This is a genomic window from Komagataeibacter saccharivorans, from assembly GCF_003207825.1.
GTDB classification, from domain to species: Bacteria; Pseudomonadota; Alphaproteobacteria; order Acetobacterales; family Acetobacteraceae; genus Komagataeibacter; species Komagataeibacter saccharivorans.
This window is the reverse complement of the sequence record NZ_NKTY01000013.1, coordinates 65,244-82,744: the sequence shown is the minus strand read 5'-3', so window position 1 is coordinate 82,744 and position 17,501 is coordinate 65,244. Positions and strand designations below refer to the sequence as shown.

The window sequence follows — 17,501 nt, the reverse complement described above, 5'->3', positions numbered from 1 at the left end:
TATCGCCACACGATATGACAAGACAAGAAAATCATTTCTCGCCTTTCTTAACCTCGCAGCCGTAAAATTGTGGCTACCGTCTTTTGTCAACAGAACCTAGTGCGAGGTTTGCTTTTCGGCTGTCGAGAATGGCTACCGTTGGTTCTGCCCTGCGGGCAGAGACGATATGTGGCACGATACGCAGGTCAGACACCAACGCTTCGAAGCATTCAGCCTCCATCCAACGATGGGATCGCTGATAGAACGCCAACCACCTTTCTTTGCATGGGGTGTCTTGATGCTCTGACTATCAGTGTGAACATCATGGATGGGCTGGAGTAGGAAACGGCGCATCAGTCTACGAAACCACGAACAGATAGTCTGCAATGGACGAAAATGAACCATAACATTTTTTAGCCACAACCTGATCGGACAAGAGAGCGTAGCCGTATTGACGGTTTACGGACATCGGCCGCTTGTTTCCGGCCAAACCGGTTCGTTGTCGTCAGCAGGATGTTATGCGCCTTTATTCCTTATCGGTCGGGTTTAGAGGGCCAGAATCTCGTTCTGCCGGTAATGCTGGCCATACGGCCCCGCTGTGCTGGCGTCCACATGTCGCGTTTTAAACACAGATAAACCCTCTTGAAATCCTGTTCTGTCGAACGCCCACAAGAAAGTTAGAAGGTTAAAAGAAAGAGTTTAAAGGTTAAGGGAACAAACAGGCTGAAAAATGCCCGGAACACAGCGGGATAGAGAGGTCTGGCTGTTCCCGAAGTGTCGTGAATCCGTTCCTGAAGTGTCGGCTCCGGTGTTCCTGAAGTGTCGGGTTACTGTTCCCGAAGGATCGAGGGCCGTTCCCAATATGTCGAAAGCATGGATCAAGGGGCTATTTTATCCGCTCACTTGAATCAGTTTTTCAGGAAGAAGCAAAAACCACGTTCAATTTTTTCAAGCTGATATCACTCCATTCGCATCGTATTGCAGGTGGCAAGAGCAGACCCGACACTTCGGGAACACCTGCATGGAATTCTGGTCTGGGACAGGGGCGGCTGCGCCGATATCAAGGGCCATCTGATCCGGGGAGAGTGATCCTGATTATCGGAGAATGCTTTTCTGGCGCTGATATCGGTACATGAACCAGAATCCGATCAAGGGAAATGCCTCCCCCACTACGGGATCCCGGCCTGCTGCCTGATTATGGAGGCAGAGATGCCGTGATCAGGTCTGGCGGCCATATCCGTATGATACAGGGATACAGATCAGCTAATGAGGTAAGGAAACCGTTGGATATTCCACAAAAAGAAACAGGTCAGCGCGGCTGGCCTTGCCAATGTCTTTAAAGACCGAGCTGGTGCTTGTTGTTAGAATGGTAACGTCTGACGAAGCCGATAAAGGCGGCCTGATAGTTTGCAGGGGTCCGGCTCTGGTCCTGGGAAAGCCAGTGACGGAATTCCTGATGCAAGGATTCAAAATCCCATCCCGGACATTCAGACCGCAGAAGGGCCAAAGTATCCGCAGTCAGGTCCGCATCGGCAAAGGAACCCGTCCCTGCCCCATCCAGATGCGACGGTTCGCCAGAAGATAGGGATGGACCTTCTTTTTTCCTTGAAGTCGCGCGGCGTTTCACGCTCGGAAGCGGTGATGTATCCGGGACCGGGTTATCCTGTCTTCTTCGCATCCGGAGCAGGGGTTCGGATTTTCCGGCTGGTATCTCGATTTCAAGTGAGAAGCCGGGCAGCTCATTGCGCGCGGCAATCTTGCCGATTTCAAATTTGAACCGTCTGTAATTTCCCTCGGCTCCGGATTTGATAAACAGGGTGGGAAGGGAAATGGAGAACCCGATTTCGCCCGCGCCACCTGCATGTTTGCGGGCGACCTTATATAACCATCGTTCCCGTCCCCCGGTGATGTTGAAATAGGCCTTGTCTATCGACAGGACGCCCCCGTTCATGAGTACGCCATCATAAAACCAGCTTGACAGTTCTATGGTCATGCCACGGCTGCGTTCGGTTTTTTCGTCTACCAGTTGGGTCCAGCCATCCAGCCATGAGAATGTTGCTTCCCGCCTGTTTTCGGCCCGAATGTTGGTCTTGACGGTTGTTGAGACAAGGCGATCCAGTGCCTGCCCCAACAGTTCATAAGCCCGCCCGGTTGTAGGACGACCGATTGCCCTGAGTACATCATAGGGCATCAGATGAAGTCTGCGGGGAATATCATTCTGTCCGCGCCGGGCCATATCCGCCAGAATGCTGGCGCAGTAGATCAACAGGTCCGCATCCCAGATCGTCGCCATTCCATAATCCGGATTGGCGGAAACATGCACCCAGAGCTTTCCATCTGGGCTTTTGTAATCGATGGGTTTCAGGCGTTTTGATTTTGCAAGACTGAAGAAAGGCCGCTCCATCATTTCCCGCTGGTCGCGCAGTGGCAGATCCGCGAGATAGGGAAGGAACAGATCAATCTGATCCGTCTTCGGTTCCTCACGCTTGTTCATCATGGAAGTTTCCCCGGGGAAATTATCAGGAAGGGCCGACAGGAAGTTTAATGAAGTGGCGCAATTGAATTTCCCCGGGGAAACTTTGGCCCGATAGGGGGAATAGGGCCCGCATGGAAATTTCCCCGGGGAAACCGGCACGCATTCAGAATATTTTCCCCGATGCCCGGAGCCGTTCGAGGATATCTTTCAGGCCCGAAAGATATTCATCAGTATCGGCACCAGCACCGGTATGGAGCCGGACCGTAATCCCCTGCCGGTTTACACTCTGCACACTCATGGCCACGCGGCCGAGGGCCGAACGGATTTCTATGGGGGCTTCGTTCATGGATGCGGCGTCGTTCTGGGCAGCATGAAGCAGCCGACGCATGACTTCGGACGCACTCGGTCCTTCGTGTCCCTGCTTTCTGGCTTCGGCCTGTTCCTGTGCAAGTCGGGTCGCTGCCACGGCTATCCGTTCTGCAACATCCGTATTCCCTAGCGCCCGCGCAAGGTTATAGGCGGGCTTGAGCTGGACATCATGCCAGCTGGAAAATGCCGCCAATATGTTGTCAGGTATATTGGCGACCTGCAGCATCTTGGAAAGCCATCCGGGGGAGACCCGCAGGCGTTCGGCCATCCGTTTCTGCTTGCCATCATAATGCAGGGTCAGGGCCGATGCGTAATTCCGTGCCCGTTCGATATCGGATACATCCTGTCGCGCACGATTTTCCAGATCAGCCAGACGGAAGGCGGCTTCATCATCCAGATTGGCAACCTGGGCCAGAAATCTGAGGTCCGGGTAGGAATGATTGCGCAGCCATTGCACGGACCAGTGCCGTCGGGTTCCGGCGACCACTTCATAATCGTAAGCGGGGTCGTCGGTAACGCGCCTTACGACTGCGGGCACTTTCTGGCCGCCTTCCGCGATGATTGAATCAATCAGTTCGCGGCAGTTCTGCTCATTAAGCTGCGCATAAATACGGGCGTTTCCGGGCCAGACGCGAACGCGTGCCGGGTCCAGAAGATGTTGCGTCACCTGCCGGGTCTGGCCAGATTGTACGCGTGCAAGCGCTGACTCCCTGCTCAGCAGGGTTGTTGGCCTTACCCTTTCGGCGGCAGGGGGTGTGGCGGGACCATCGGGTTCGGAACTGAGAAGTTCTTTCAGATAGTCGCTCTGTTTACGGGCCATCAGACGGCATCCCGTTCACAGGCAGCAGGGCTGCCGCACATACTTATATTATCAGACAGCATAGATGGCCTCTGCTTCGCTTGCGGGAGCCACCCTGCCCCAGCTCTGCCGGATAAGCTGCTCCACCTGCCCCAGTGCTTCGTCCAGATTGGCGCGACACCGTTTATGTGTCTTGGATGTGCCAATGGGTTTTGCCAGTTCATAAACGGACATCATGCGGATTGCGGCATGACTGATTTCCGCTGATTCCAGAATGGGCACAGGCAGCAGCGCCGGGCCAAAGGTCTGTTCCATAAAGGCCCGGACGAGGGCATGAGATGGATCGTTGCTGTCGAATTTGGAACAGATCAGGCGTACAAAACTGTAATCAATAGCAATACCTGCTGCCAGAAGCTGCTGCAGGACCTGATCCATCATGGAAAGGAACTGTACTGTTGAACAGAAATCGGGCGTGGTTGCGGCCAGCGGCACCAGCAGGGCATTTGCCGCCTGCATGACGGCAAGGGAGATGGTGCCCAGAGCAGGCGGGGGATCAAGCAGAACGACATCATAGTCGCGTGCAAGTTCGTTCAGACCCTGCTTCAGTTTGCGAAAGCGCGCTGTCAGCACTGACTGACCATCAGCACCGGCGGCAGCTAGTTCATATTCCACGTCGAACAGTTCAAGATTGGACGGGATCAGGTCCACATTGGGCCATGGCGTGCGCTTGACCGCATAGCGCAGATCTTCCTGCGTGGGATCAATGGACAGGTACGGATATAGTGTTTCGTCGCGCGTAATATTGAAATGCGGATTGAAACCGAAAAGGGTGGTGGTGGAAGCCTGACTATCGCAGTCAACGACCAGAACACGGTAACCCTGCACCGCCAGGTAATGGGCCAGATGGGTCGTGACCGTGGACTTGCCTACGCCCCCCTTGAAGTTCTGCACGGCGATGATCGCGGGTTCATCCATAGGGCTGCGTGCCGGGCTTGCGCCCAGTACCTTGCGCATATGAAGGATCTGCTCGATGCTGTAACCGGGGCGACGGCCATTTGTTGTTGGTGTGGGACTGGGAAGGCGACCGTCTTCTTCAGCCATCCGGATACGATTGGTCGAGCAGCCGAGTAGCGATGCGACCTCGGCGATCCCGATGCGAACACTCAGCCCTTTTCGGCTTTCCGGCAGGAATGCTTTCTTCCGCAGGCGCTCGATCATGCGTTCACCTGCTTCGGCCAGTCCGCCTATATGGCTGATAAATTCGCTCATTTTAAAGGGACCATTATGATTTGAATGTTTTAGATATTTTTTGTCTCATAAAACATTCAAACCGGCAACGTTTTAATTCAGTTTGCTTCAGCCCTGAAGCTTTGGTCTGGAGATTTGGAAACTACTGTCAGGGTGGGTGCAGGAAGGTAGAGAGAACAATGACCGCGATAAAATCTTCTGTGGCAGTACGTTTGGTTGGTTGGTCGCATCCTGTCATAACAGGACAGGCCATATGATTTCAGGCGATGTGGAATTGAGACGACGGACCCGGTTTTGTCAGGAACAGGACTTTAGGGCATCGGGCTATTCCGTCTGGAAGCCATCTTCAGCCTGTGCGGGAGATTGTGACGATAGAAAGTGAGATGATCTGTCCACGTTTCATTTAGCGCATGGGCAGGACAGATGGCGTTTGTGAGATGCTAATTGCACCGGTGCAATTGACGACAGAACCCCGACTGGTCTCTCGCATTTCTGACTTCTAATACGATAGAGCGGGGCAGGTTTCGTAAAGAACCGGTTCTGGAGTGGCCGGGAATCATGAGGTCGGCCACTGGCCGTCCAAGCATCCAGACAATGCTCCGTATAAAAGCTACATCGCAATTTAGGCTTGGCGCCCTCAGTTTATTGGACTGAGCGATGTTCGGCTGACAGCCCCCCTGACGGGACAGGCGGGCGCTTGCAGACTGGAACATTACCGCCAGCATTCCACCGAAGAAGAACAGAAAGTTAAAGCGATCTTACAACGGATATCTGATATAAAAAGCGCCGCCTTATCGAAAACATATTTGCAAAACTCAAAGACCAGTGACGTGTTGCGACCAGATACGACCGGCGCGCTCATACATTCATGTCTGCCATCCAGAGCGTAGCGACCTTCATCTTCCCTATCAAAGAATGAGTCCTGAGCCACGGTTCTGTCCCGGATGGGCGAACATCGGTCCGGCCTCCACGCGCATAAGCCATAGTGGAGGCACGCGCGATAATATGGTTTTGAATGTCATAATCAGCGATATGGGCTACCATCAGAACAGGCAGAAAACTGCCTGCACGATGGGACGTGGTGATGAACTGGCCTGAACAACTCGGCTTGACGATTCCATTGGTGCAGGCACCGATGGCGGGCGTCTCTACTCTAGCACTTGCTGCTGCTGTATCTCAGGCCGGGGGCCTTGGTTCAATTGGTGTAGGGGCTGCCGGTGCGACAGTCGCGCACGAGATGATCTGTCAGGTAAGGCAGCAGACAGGGGCTCCCTTCAACGTCAACCTGTTCGTACACAAGACGCCGGAAGTTGATCCTGTCTGCGACAAAGCGTGGCTGGCGTGGCTGAAACCGTTGTTTGCCGAATTCAATGCAGTCCCGCCGGCCCGACTGCATCCTATATACCGAAGCTTCAATGATGACCCGGAAATGCTCGACATGCTTGTGCATATGAAGCCACCGGTCGTCAGTTTCCATTTTGGACTGCCTGTGGCCGAGAAGATTTCGGTCCTGAAGGCGACAGGTGCTATTTTGCTGGCAACGGTAACCAGTCTGGAGGAAGCCTGCGCCGCCGAGGCCGCAGGGATGGACGCGATTGTAGCGCAAGGGATTGAGGCAGGGGGCCATCGCGGCATTTTCGATCCCGCGGGTCGCGACGATGCGCTGGGAACATTCGCCCTGACCCGTCTTCTTGTGCGGAAATGCCGCATTCCTGTGATTGCTGCGGGCGGTATCATGGACGGTGCAGGGATTGCGGCCGCCCTTGCTTTGGGCGCCATCGCGGCACAGATGGGCACGGCTTTCATTCTTTGCCCGGAGACAGGCGCGGATGAATCTTACCGAAAGGTCTTGGAGGGACCAGCCGCGTTTCATACACGCATGACCGATCTTGTTTCAGGACGACCTGCGCGCTGTCTTGCAAACCGGTTTACTGGCCTGGGTGACAGTGCAGGCATACCACCGCTTCCAGATTACCCCATTGCCTATGATGCGGGAAAAGCACTTAATAAAGCTGCCAGAAACTGTGGTGAAAGCGGTTTTGGTGCTTATTGGGCCGGACAGGGAGCGCCTCTGGCCCGGGCCATGCCAGTAGACCAGCTCATGGGCAAACTGAAGGACGAACTGCAAGAGGCACGTAGCTTCGGGATGTAATCGCTAACCAACCTGCCCGGCATGCGCCAGCATTGATGATGTTGCATCATGACAGGCCCGGCATCGGTATGAAACCGGGCAGCGCACGGACCCGGTCGAGGTCGCGTCGCAGGTCAGAGCAAGATGCACGGTCAATGTCGTCCTCGGGGCAGGTGCGATATAGGGAAACACAGCGCAGTCCGCGATGGCCTGTTGTCCTGAGCCGTACCCAATGTTTGAGTGATGGTATTTTTTATGCGCCATCCGTCCGAAGGAGATTTCATAAGCAGGAATTGCACCGTTGCAATTATCGATAATCAAAAAACGAACTGATTGATTTCAAACGGTTATGAGTAGTGGGGCGATCATCATCAGTTTTTCGTACCGGCGCAATGATCCAGAATGTTTCATACATTCATGTGGTACCGGATAGGCATTGACCGCTTCACTGCGTCCCTGCGCTTACTCTTGCCTTCTCATATAAGGGAAGAGGAGGGGGGCGTTGCTTCGCTCCCCGATACGCCCTGCATCTTATTGGGGCAGTGGTCATCTCGCCGACATTGGGGATGGCAGCGCCATACCGCAGATGGTAGCTGGCAGGGAACGGTTGTGATCGCGGTATCTGAATGCGATCAGATACCGCGATCACAACCGCGTATTATGTCTTTACAGGCCCGATCACGGCCCTTGCAAGCGTCGGGATGCCCGGCAGGATAACAGGTTTTGTTGTCCTGCCAGAACACCGGGCCGGGTAGCGCCATTTCGTCTGGTTGTGATGCTGCCGTAGTATTCCCTGCGACAGGGCTTACAGCCTGCTGCCCGTAAAATCCCGTTCTATCACGCCTTACTGATGCAGCCCCGGCGCTTCGCGTCCGGTCCGGGCCACGTATTCCGTGTAGCCCCCGTCATAGCGGTGAAGCCCGTCCGGACCCAGTTCCAGAACCCGGTTTGACAGCGCGGCCAGAAAATGCCGGTCATGGGAGACAAACAGCATTGTCCCGTCATAATCCGACAGCGCTGCGATCAGCATTTCCTTGGTTGCAATGTCCAGATGGTTGGTGGGTTCATCCAGCACCAGAAAATTCGGCGGATCATACAGCATAAGCGCCATTACCAGCCGCGCTTTCTCGCCGCCCGACAATACCCGGCAGCTTTTTTCCACGTCATCACCCGAAAAACCGAACCCACCCGCCAGCGCGCGCAACGAACCCTGACCCGCCAGGGGGAACGCGTCGTTCAATGTTTCGAACACGGTGCGTTCGCCATCCAGAAGATCCATGGCGTGCTGGGCAAAATAGCCCATTTTGACACTCCCCCCCAGCGTCACCGTCCCGGCATCGGGTTCGGTCGTACCTGTCACCAGCTTCAGAAGCGTCGATTTGCCCGCGCCATTGACGCCAAGCACGCAGCACCGTTCCTGCCGCCGGATCAGCAGGTCCAGTCCCTGATAGATCACTCGACTGCCGTAACGCTTGTCCACGTTACGCAGGTTGACCACCGCGTCACCCGATCGCGGTGCCTGCGGGAAGGTGAAGGAGAGCGCCTGCCGCCGCTTTGGCGGCTCGACCCGGTCGATCTTGTCCAGCTTCTTCACCCGGCTCTGTACCTGCGCTGCATGCGAGGCACGCGCCTTGAAACGCTCGATAAAGGCGACTTCTTTCGCCAGCATCGCCTGCTGCCGGTCGAACTGGGCCTGCTGCTGCTTCTCGTTCAGGGCGCGCTGCTGTTCATAAAATTCATAGTCGCCCGAAAAACCTGTCAGGACGCCGCCGTCAATTTCGATCACCTTGTTAATGATCCGGTTCATGAAGGCCCGGTCATGCGATGTCATCAGCAGCGCACCGTCATATGTAGCCAGAAACTGTTCCAGCCAGATCAGGCTTTCCAGATCAAGATGGTTGCTGGGTTCATCCAGCAGCATCACATCAGGCTTCATCAGCAGGATGCGTGCCAGCGCCACACGCATCTTCCACCCGCCGGACAGACGGCCAACATCGCCATCCATCATTTCCTGACTGAAGCCAAGCCCGTGCAGGACTTCACGCGCGCGGCCTTCAAGGGCGTAGCCGCCCAGTTCCTCAAACCGTGCCTGAACTTCGCCAAAACGCTCAAGAATGGTTTCGAGTTCGTCGAACCGCTCCGGGTCGCACATCGCGGCTTCCAGTGCCGCCAGTTCCGTCCCGATCTCGGCGACTGGTCCGGCACCGTCCATCACCTCGGCTACGGCACTGCGGCCCGCCATCTCGCCTACATCCTGGTTGAAGAAACCGATTGTCACGCCCCGGTCGGTCAGGACGTGCCCTTCATCCGGTTCTTCCTGCCCTGTAATCAGGCGGAACAGGGTGGTCTTGCCCGCGCCGTTCGGCCCGACCAGACCGATCTTCTCCCCCTTCTGAAGCGCAGCCGACGCCTCGATAAAGATCACGCGATGGCCGTTATGCTTGCTGATATTGTCGAGACGGATCATGGAACCCCGGATGCTGAAAGGGAGAGACGGAAAGTTCCGCCCTTATTACGCAGCCCACGCGCCCCGTAAACAGGCGTCATCGGGCATCGCGTCACAGGCACCGGCACGATCTGCCCGTATGGCGTTTGGCCGCACCGTGCTGTAGGCATCCGGGGGACGTTGGGAAAATCCACCCTTCCGGTCCATGCTGTCTACGGAACGCGTGCTGTGGCACGACCTGTTTCGTAAAAGCATGGGAAAAATAGCAGTCAACGTCTCGGCCTCCCGTTCGTTGGGGGGCTGTGCACAACAGATATCAGGAGAAACGGATGTCAGAACACTCACGCCCCAACACAGTTTCCACTGGCGGCCGGATACAGGACAAGGTTGCCGTGATAACCGGTGCGGCCAGCGGGATGGGACGGGCCACGGCTGAGCGTTTTGCGACCGAGGGTGCAAAACTCGTGCTCGCGGATCTGGATCAGGAAAAACTGGATGCCGTTGCGGGTGAACTGACGGCGCGGGGCTGTGACGTTCTGGCGGTTGCTGGCGACATTGCCAGTGAGGCCGATGTCCAGCGCCTGATGAACGAGGCCGTGCGCCATTTTGGCCGGATTGATATCCTGATCGCGAATGCCGGTGTCATTCCCGAAGCCGATCTGGCATCGGCTACCGCCGATCTGTGGGATCACACCATGGCCGTTGATGGACGTGGCATGTTCCTGAGCTGCAAATACGCGGCAGCCGAGATGGTGAAGGCAGGAAAGGGGGCGATCGTCTGCCTGTCCTCAATTTCCGCATTCGCGGGCCAGAAGGGGCAGGCGGTCTATGGACCGGCGAAATTCGTGGCGTCCGGCCTGACCAAGCATCTGGCCATCGACCTTGCTGACAAGGGCGTGCGCGTTAATGCAGTCGCACCTGGCACGATCGATACGCCAGCCGTGGCCAAGATGGGCAAGGAAGGAATTGAGAAGGTCGTGTCCATGCACCCGCTGGGCCGGATGGGACGGCCCGAGGAAGTGGCCAGCGCCATCCTGTTCCTTGCATCGGACGAGGCATCGTTCATCACCGGCGCGGTTCTGCCCGTGGATGGCGGCTATCTGGCGCAGTAAAGACCGGATAGGCATGCATGGATAAAAGTTTTTGGGTGCCGCTTTTTTTTAAGGCGGCACCCAAAACTTCTCTACTTTTCCAACGGTATTCAGGGCGGGCCGTATCTGCCTTACCGCTGTCGGGTCTGCCAGTCCGGGGCTTCATAAAAGGGAGCGTTGGAGGCCGCCAGCAACGGTATGCCCCTGATATGGTCTGCGGCTTTTTCCGCTATCATGACCGTGGGGGCATTCAGGTTGCCGTTGGTGATGCGCGGCATGATGGATGAATCCACAACACGCAGCCCGTCCACCCCGATGACCCGCGTTTCGGCATCTACTACGGCCATCGGATCATCGCTTCGTCCCATCTTGCAGGTACACGAGGGATGCAGGGCGCTTTCGACCTTATCGCGGATGAAGTCATTCATCTGTTCATCGGTCTGGCATTGCGCGCCGGGCTGTATTTCCTTTCCACGATAGGGATCGAAAGCAGGCTGGGCGAAGATTTCACGCGTCAGGCGGATGCAGTTGCGCATATCCTCCCAGTCTTCGGGGTGGCTCATGTAATTGAAAAAGATCCTTGGCTTGTCTTCCGGATCGGCGGAACGCAGGCGCACCCATCCCCGGCTTTTCGAGCGCATGGGCCCGACATGCGCCTGATAGCCATGGCCCGTAGCCAGACTTTTGCCATCATAGGTGACAGCAAGCGGCAGGAAATGGAACTGGATATCCGGGTAGCGGATGCCGGGTCGGCTGCGTATGAAACCGCAGCTTTCAAAATGATTGGTTGCCCCCAGCCCATCCTTGCGCAGCAGCCAGCGCAGGCCAATCCGCGCCCTGGCGAGCGTACTCATGGCGGAATAGAGCGTGATCGGTTTTCTGCACGCGACCTGAAAATAAAACTCCAGATGATCCTGAAGGTTTTCGCCTACGCCGGGGCGGTCAGCCAGTACGGAAATGCCGTGTTCGCGCAGTTCCGCCGCCGGACCGATACCCGACAGTTTAAGAAGCTGGGGCGTATTGACCGGCCCGCCACTGAGTATGATTTCCCTGCGCGCCCGGACGGTTGTTTCCTTCCCGCCCTGACGGTAGACCAGCCCCACCGCACGCCTGCCTTCAAACAGGATGCGGGTGACGCGCGCATGCGTTTCCACCTTCAGGCCCGGGCGTGACAGGGCAGGGCGCAGATAGGCGTTGGCTGTGTTCCAGCGGCGACCGTTCTTGACGGTCATGGCCATTTTATCGAAGCCTTCCTGCCGGAAGCCGTTGTAATCCGATGTCCTTACATAGCCTGCCTGCTCACCCGCTTTCATCCATGCTTCATGTAGCGGATTATCCAGCGTGCCGTACTGGGTGTGCAGTGGCCCCGAACGGCCGCGATAGACCCCGTCCCCATCATCGCACCCTTCGGCGCGCCGGAAATAGGGCAGGACATGACGGTATCCCCACCCCTGCGCACCGGACTCTTCCCATTCCTGATAGTCCAGCGGGTTTCCCCGGACATAGACCATGCCATTGATGGATGAAGAACCACCCAGCCCCTTGCCCCGTGGGGTATTCATACGGCGGCCGCCAAGATGGGGTTCGGGTTCACTTTCATAAAACCAGTTGAAGCGGCGGTCATGCATGGGCATGGCCAGCGCGCTTGGCATCTGGACAATAATGGAGCGGTCGCTGCCACCGAATTCGAGAAGCAGAACCTTGTCCTTACCGGTCTCGGTCAGCCTGTTGGCCAGAACGCAGCCCGCCGACCCTGCGCCCACAATGATGTAATCGAATTCGGACACAATGAATTTCCTTTTGATCAGTAAGGTGAATCAACATTGCCCAATGCGACATATACACTCTTCACCTGTGTATAGTGTTCCAGGGCGAGACGACTGTTCTCCCGCCCAAGCCCCGACTGCTTTACGCCACCAAACGGCATTTCAATTGGTGTGATGTTATAGTTGTTGATCCAGCACGTTCCGGCCTCCAGACGGCTGATGACCCGGTGCCCGCGTGCCAGATTCTGCGTGAATATGCCGGCGGCCAGACCGAATTCGGTGTTGTTGGCGCGTGCCACCACCTCGTCCTCGTCAGTAAAGGTGGTGACGGACATGACCGGACCGAAAATCTCCTCGCGCATGATGCGCATGTCATCGGTGCAGTTGGTAAAGACCGTGGGCGCTACAAAAGCACCCGCGGCAAGTGCGCCGTCCGTTACGCGGTGGCCGCCGGTCAGCAGGGTTGCCCCTTCCCGTTTACCCAGTTCGATGTAACCGAGCACCTTTTCCATATGGTCGTGCGAGACGAGCGACCCGACCTGCGTTTTCGGGTCCAGCGGATGGCCGATACGCATTTTTTCCACCCGCGCCTTCAGGGCGGCGATGAACTGTTCATGTATGTTCTGGTGGACGAAAACCCGCGTGCCGTTGGAGCAGATTTCACCGCCGGAATAGAAATTGGCCAGTAGCGCGGCTGAAACCGCGTTCCCGATATCCGCATCGTCAAAGATGATGAGGGGGGATTTACCCCCGAGTTCGAGCGTCACATATTTCAGGCTCTGCGCGGCGGAAGCCATGACCTGCCGACCGGTGCCGACCGAACCGGTCAGCGAAACCTTGCGTATGGCCGGTGCGGTGGCCAGCAGTTCGCCCGTCTCGCGCCCGCCCGCCAGCACATTGAACACCCCGTCAGGCAGCCCGGCCTGCCGATAGATTTCGGCAAGCCGGAGCGCCGTAAGCGGGGTAAGTTCCGATGGCTTGAATATCATGGCATTGCCGCAGGCCAGTGCGGGCGCCGATTTCCAGCATGCAATCTGTAGCGGGTAATTCCACGCCCCGATGCCTGCGGTAATGCCCAGCGGTTCACGCCGGGTGTAGCCGAAGGCATCGCTACCCAGATCCATCGCCTCCCCGTTGATGGTGGCGGCGAGCGATCCGTAATATTCCAGCGCGTCGGCACCGGAATGAATGTCCACAGCCTGTGTTTCTGCAATGGGCTTGCCGGTATCGAGCGTTTCCAGATGCGCCAGAAGCCTGCTGTTTTCGCGCAACAGGTCAGCCGCGCGGCGCAGGATACGACCGCGTTCCGTGCCGGACATGGCGGCCCATATCTTCTGGCCGCGTCCCGCACTTTCTATCGCCGCGTCCAGTTCATGGGCCGTAGCACTTTCGACATGGGCAAGGATTTCCCCCGTTGCCGGGTTAAGCGTGGTGAAACGCGCGCCGGTGGATGCGAAGGGGCGGCCGTCAATCCAGCTTTTGCAGGTATCGGGTATCGCCTGCTGTATGGCGGGCAGGGACAGTTTCTGTGCCTGACGCCCGGCGATGCAGGAATCCACGAAATTGCCGATCTGTTCGACAACGGCCTGCGTATCCGCTTCATCCACGCCCTGTAGTGCCGCGCGTAGCCATATGCCGTCGATCAGGGCGCCGATGGTTGTTGCGACCGGCAGGATCTGCTCTTCCGACAGGACGGGGCGCAGCGCATTGCTCAGATTGGATAATAGCTGCTCCTGATAGATGCGCTGGACTTCCATAATGGCCGGGACATGGATCGCCTGCCCCCAGAAAGCCAGCCAGACCGATCCCACATCCTTGCGAAACTGGCTGCTGTCCAGGCAGCAGCCGACAATCGCGGCGATCCGGGCGCGCCATGTGGGTGCGGATTTCAGCGCCTGCGTCGTGTCATGCTGGAACTGGTTGACCAGATGCTGGAATGCCGCCCCCAGAAGGGAATCCTTGTCACCAAAGTAATGCACCAGCAGGGCAGGGGAAACATTGGCGCGATTCGCTATGCGCGCCAGCGTCGTGCCGGAATTTCCGCAATCGGCCAGAACCGCAAGGGTCATATTGATGAAATGGGTCCGGCGGCTGTCGTCACGCTGCTCAGTTGCCACGATGGTTTCCTCTGCAATCATCCGTCTCAGCACATTGACTGAACGTTCAATCAAATCGCGTGCATCGACACTTCTCCCAATTACCCTGCCTGATCCGTTGAAGGAAACCGACAGATTATTGAATAAATATACAATATATCGAGATTCCAGAAAACGTTTTCGTGCAGGAATTATTTTTTCGATGGCGTTACGAATTTTTGTTGCACGACCGTTCAATATGCATGCACTGTGCGTTCAGACGCGATCATTGATCAGGGATGTTTCCATCATGAAACACCAGATGTACGCCTCATCACATATCCTGCCTGCATCCCCGCTGTTCAATCGGGGCAGTATTGTTCAGTCACCTTATACCGTCTGGCTTCCGGTTACTGGCCGGGGCGTGCCAGAACTGTCAGTTACATAGTAATGGAAGACATGCGTGGCGCCGTACCGGTGCCTGATGTCAGTGACCGCCACTATTTCCACCATCGGCGATAGGGGCATGTATTTCCGGCCCCGCCATGTATGCGAATGCAGGAACATGCTCCATTTCGCGGATGTGAAAATCATGTTTCGTGGCGGCATGGCGCAAGTATCAACAGCCTATATTTACAGTATTTTTTAATAAAAACGACATCAACGGATATCCACGCTCTGTGTCCCCTGCCGCATATCGTTCCGGTACCGAACCGGAATACGAAAGGAACCGCACGAAATGAATGGGTCAGGTTTTCTGTCGGTATTAATGGCTACATCGGCCATTTCGATCTCGCTGCTTCCTGCGCATGGTCTGGCGGCGGGTGCTGCATCGCGCCACGCTCCGGCCAGCGGCAGTACCCGTGCCCGCGCGACATCTGCCAGACCGGCTGCATCACCGTCCGGCCGCAATGCCAATACCCATGAGACGATTTCCGTTTCCGCCGCGCGGTCCGTGTCGCATGGGGCGGTCCGGTCCATGTCGCGTGCCGCCATGGACCAGTTCGTGCAGGGCAGCAGCCCGATGATGATGCTGTCACGCACGCCAGGCATCAACTTCGTGTCCGACGATCCCCTTGGGGTCGATACATGGGGTTCAAGCCTTTATATGCGCGGATTTGTGCAGAACCAGCTTGGCGTGACGCTGGATGGCGTGCCGCTGGGGGCGCAGGATTATTATACCTATAACGGCGAAACCATCAATTTTGCCATCCTGTCCGACAATATCGAACGCATGGATGTGTCCGAAGGGGGCGGGGATGTGTCCGTGCCGTCAACGACCAATCTGGGTGGGTCGATCAACATCTACTCGTCCGACCCGAAGGATAAATATGGTGGCAAGGTCGCCCAGATGTTCGGCAGCCATAATGCGTTCAGAACCTATGTACGGGCCGATAGTGGCAAGCTGAATGCGTCCGGCACCAAATTCATGATCTCCTACGCCCGGTCGGATGGCAATAAATGGAAAGGCCCCGGCGAACAGTTCGATCAGCAGGTCAATACCAAGCTGGTGCAGCCGATCGGTCAGGACAGTAACCTGAAGATATTTTTCAACTGGAACGACGCAACCCAGTTCAATTACGCCGATCAGTCACTGAGCATGATCCGCACGCTGGGGTATCGCAATGATTACTCGTATCCCAATTACGCCAGGGCCTATGCCGCGGCTGAAGGGCAGTTCAGTGGCAGTCTGGCCAATTTTCCCGATGCGCTGGATGTTTCGTATTATGATGGCGTGACGCATGCTTCCGACTATCTCGGCGGGCTTAACATGCATCTGGTCCTGACCAGGCATCTGGACTGGGATTCCGTTGTTTACGGTCAGGCGGAAAATCACTGGGGCACATGGACGACACCATATACGGCATCGCCCAATGGCTCCCCCCTGTCCGAACAGATCGATTTTGCGGGCAACCAGAAATATGGTTTCACCACAGCATTCAAATACCGTATCCAGAAACACACGATCGAGGCAGGCGTCTGGTACGAAAACAATCATTATTACTTCAATCAGGACATGTTTCAGGAACCGGTTCTGGGGCAGGGCACGCCGATCAATGCGGCATCGGGCAATTTTGGCACGCCGTTCCAGCGTAACTGGGGCATGGCCTATAATACCAATACGTTCCAGTTCCATCTGGAGGACCGCTTCCGGGTCCTGTCCAACCTGACGCTTCGCGCGGGGTTCCGTTCGCTGCTGGTGACAACCACCGGGGGGGCGACGGCAAATGACGCAGCCTATAACGGGCAGACGGACCTGCCCAATGGCAGCCTGACCAGTGCGAAGGCGTTCCTGCCGCATATCAATGCGGAATGGCATTTCCTGCCGGGGCATGAACTGTATGTGGATATTACCCGGAACATGAAAGCGTACGGCTATGGGGGCTATCAGCTCGGCTCGCCATGGGGTGTTTCAAATCAGGAAACGTTCGATCAGCTCAAGAAAACGATCAAGCCGGAAACCGCGTGGGTTTATGATGTCGGTTATCGGTATAATTCGTCGCTCATAACCGGCTCACTTAATGCCTACCATGCGGATTTCTCCAATCGCCTGCAATCCCTGACCGGTGGCACCATTATCCAGCCCATATCGACGGTGGTGAATGTGGGAAGTGTCAGCATGTATGGCGTGGATGCGCTGCTGACGGTGCGGCCCATCCGGCACCTCGCGTTCACCAACAGCATCAGTTACAACCACTCGACCTACGGTAACAATATCGTCTCGCAGGGGGTGACATATGCCCTGCAGGGCAAGAAAGTCGTCGCCTTTCCGCAGTTTATGTACAAGGCGAACCTGACCTACAGCTTCCATAATGCCGAAGTGCATGTTGATGCGAATTACATGTCAAAACGTTATTTCAGTTACATGAATGATGAATCGGTGCCGGGTTACTGGATGACAAGCCTTGGCGCACGGTACAGCTTCGGCAGTTATGGCCCGCTGCATAACCTTACGATCAATTTCAATATCTATAACCTCGCCAATGTACGCTATATTTCCCAGATCGGTGAAAACGGGCTGCCGCTTACGGGGGATTACCAGTCTGCGCTTGTCGGTGCGCCCCGGCAGTATTTTGGAACGGTTTCCGCAAGTTTTTGAATATGGATCGTACAGGCCAGA

Annotated in this window: 9 protein-coding genes; 3 read left to right on the top strand and 6 right to left on the bottom strand. The window is 56.3% G+C overall.

Going from position 1 to position 17,501, the window contains the following annotated elements; all coding sequences use genetic code 11:
* Positions 1–1,315 precede the first annotated feature (1,315 nt).
* From CFR79_RS09295 to CFR79_RS09285, 3 genes are all read right to left on the bottom strand, one after another.
* A complete protein-coding gene (locus tag CFR79_RS09295; RefSeq protein ID WP_110547721.1) occupies positions 1,316–2,476 on the bottom strand; it encodes a replication initiator protein A in 1,161 nt (386 codons plus the stop codon).
* Between the two features lie 142 nt (positions 2,477–2,618).
* Positions 2,619–3,644, bottom strand: a complete 1,026-nt coding sequence (locus CFR79_RS09290) for a ParB/RepB/Spo0J family partition protein (protein WP_110547720.1) — start codon at positions 3,642–3,644, stop codon at positions 2,619–2,621.
* A gap of 51 nt (positions 3,645–3,695) precedes the next feature.
* Complete coding sequence (locus CFR79_RS09285; RefSeq protein WP_110547719.1) at positions 3,696–4,892, bottom strand: AAA family ATPase; 1,197 nt, start codon at positions 4,890–4,892, stop codon at positions 3,696–3,698.
* Between the two features lie 1,063 nt (positions 4,893–5,955).
* Here CFR79_RS09285 and CFR79_RS09280 point away from each other — a divergent pair.
* Positions 5,956–7,023: an NAD(P)H-dependent flavin oxidoreductase gene (locus CFR79_RS09280; RefSeq protein WP_181417410.1), complete on the top strand. Its 1,068-nt coding sequence runs from the start codon at positions 5,956–5,958 to the stop codon at positions 7,021–7,023.
* 823 nt (positions 7,024–7,846) lie between these two features.
* Here CFR79_RS09280 and CFR79_RS09275 read toward each other — a convergent pair.
* On the bottom strand, positions 7,847–9,469 hold the full coding sequence (locus CFR79_RS09275) for an ABC-F family ATP-binding cassette domain-containing protein (RefSeq protein ID WP_110547717.1): 1,623 nt from the start codon (positions 9,467–9,469) through the stop codon (positions 7,847–7,849).
* 308 nt (positions 9,470–9,777) lie between these two features.
* Here CFR79_RS09275 and CFR79_RS09270 point away from each other — a divergent pair, with 308 nt between their 5' ends.
* On the top strand, positions 9,778–10,560 hold the full coding sequence (locus CFR79_RS09270; protein WP_110547716.1) for an SDR family NAD(P)-dependent oxidoreductase: 783 nt from the start codon (positions 9,778–9,780) through the stop codon (positions 10,558–10,560).
* 110 nt (positions 10,561–10,670) lie between these two features.
* On the opposite strand, the gene betA is transcribed toward CFR79_RS09270, so the two are convergent.
* Both betA and betB read right to left on the bottom strand, forming a co-directional pair.
* A complete protein-coding gene (gene betA, locus CFR79_RS09265) occupies positions 10,671–12,326 on the bottom strand; it encodes a choline dehydrogenase (protein ID WP_456305893.1) in 1,656 nt (551 codons plus the stop codon).
* Positions 12,327–12,343: 17 nt separating this feature from the next.
* Positions 12,344–14,422 (bottom strand): betaine-aldehyde dehydrogenase, encoded by a 2,079-nt coding sequence (betB, locus tag CFR79_RS09260; protein WP_258373501.1) that lies wholly within the window; start codon positions 14,420–14,422, stop codon positions 12,344–12,346.
* Between the two features lie 697 nt (positions 14,423–15,119).
* On the opposite strand from betB, the gene CFR79_RS09255 reads away from it, so the two are divergent.
* Positions 15,120–17,480: a TonB-dependent receptor gene (locus tag CFR79_RS09255; RefSeq protein WP_258373500.1), complete on the top strand. Its 2,361-nt coding sequence runs from the start codon at positions 15,120–15,122 to the stop codon at positions 17,478–17,480.
* Positions 17,481–17,501 lie beyond the last annotated feature (21 nt).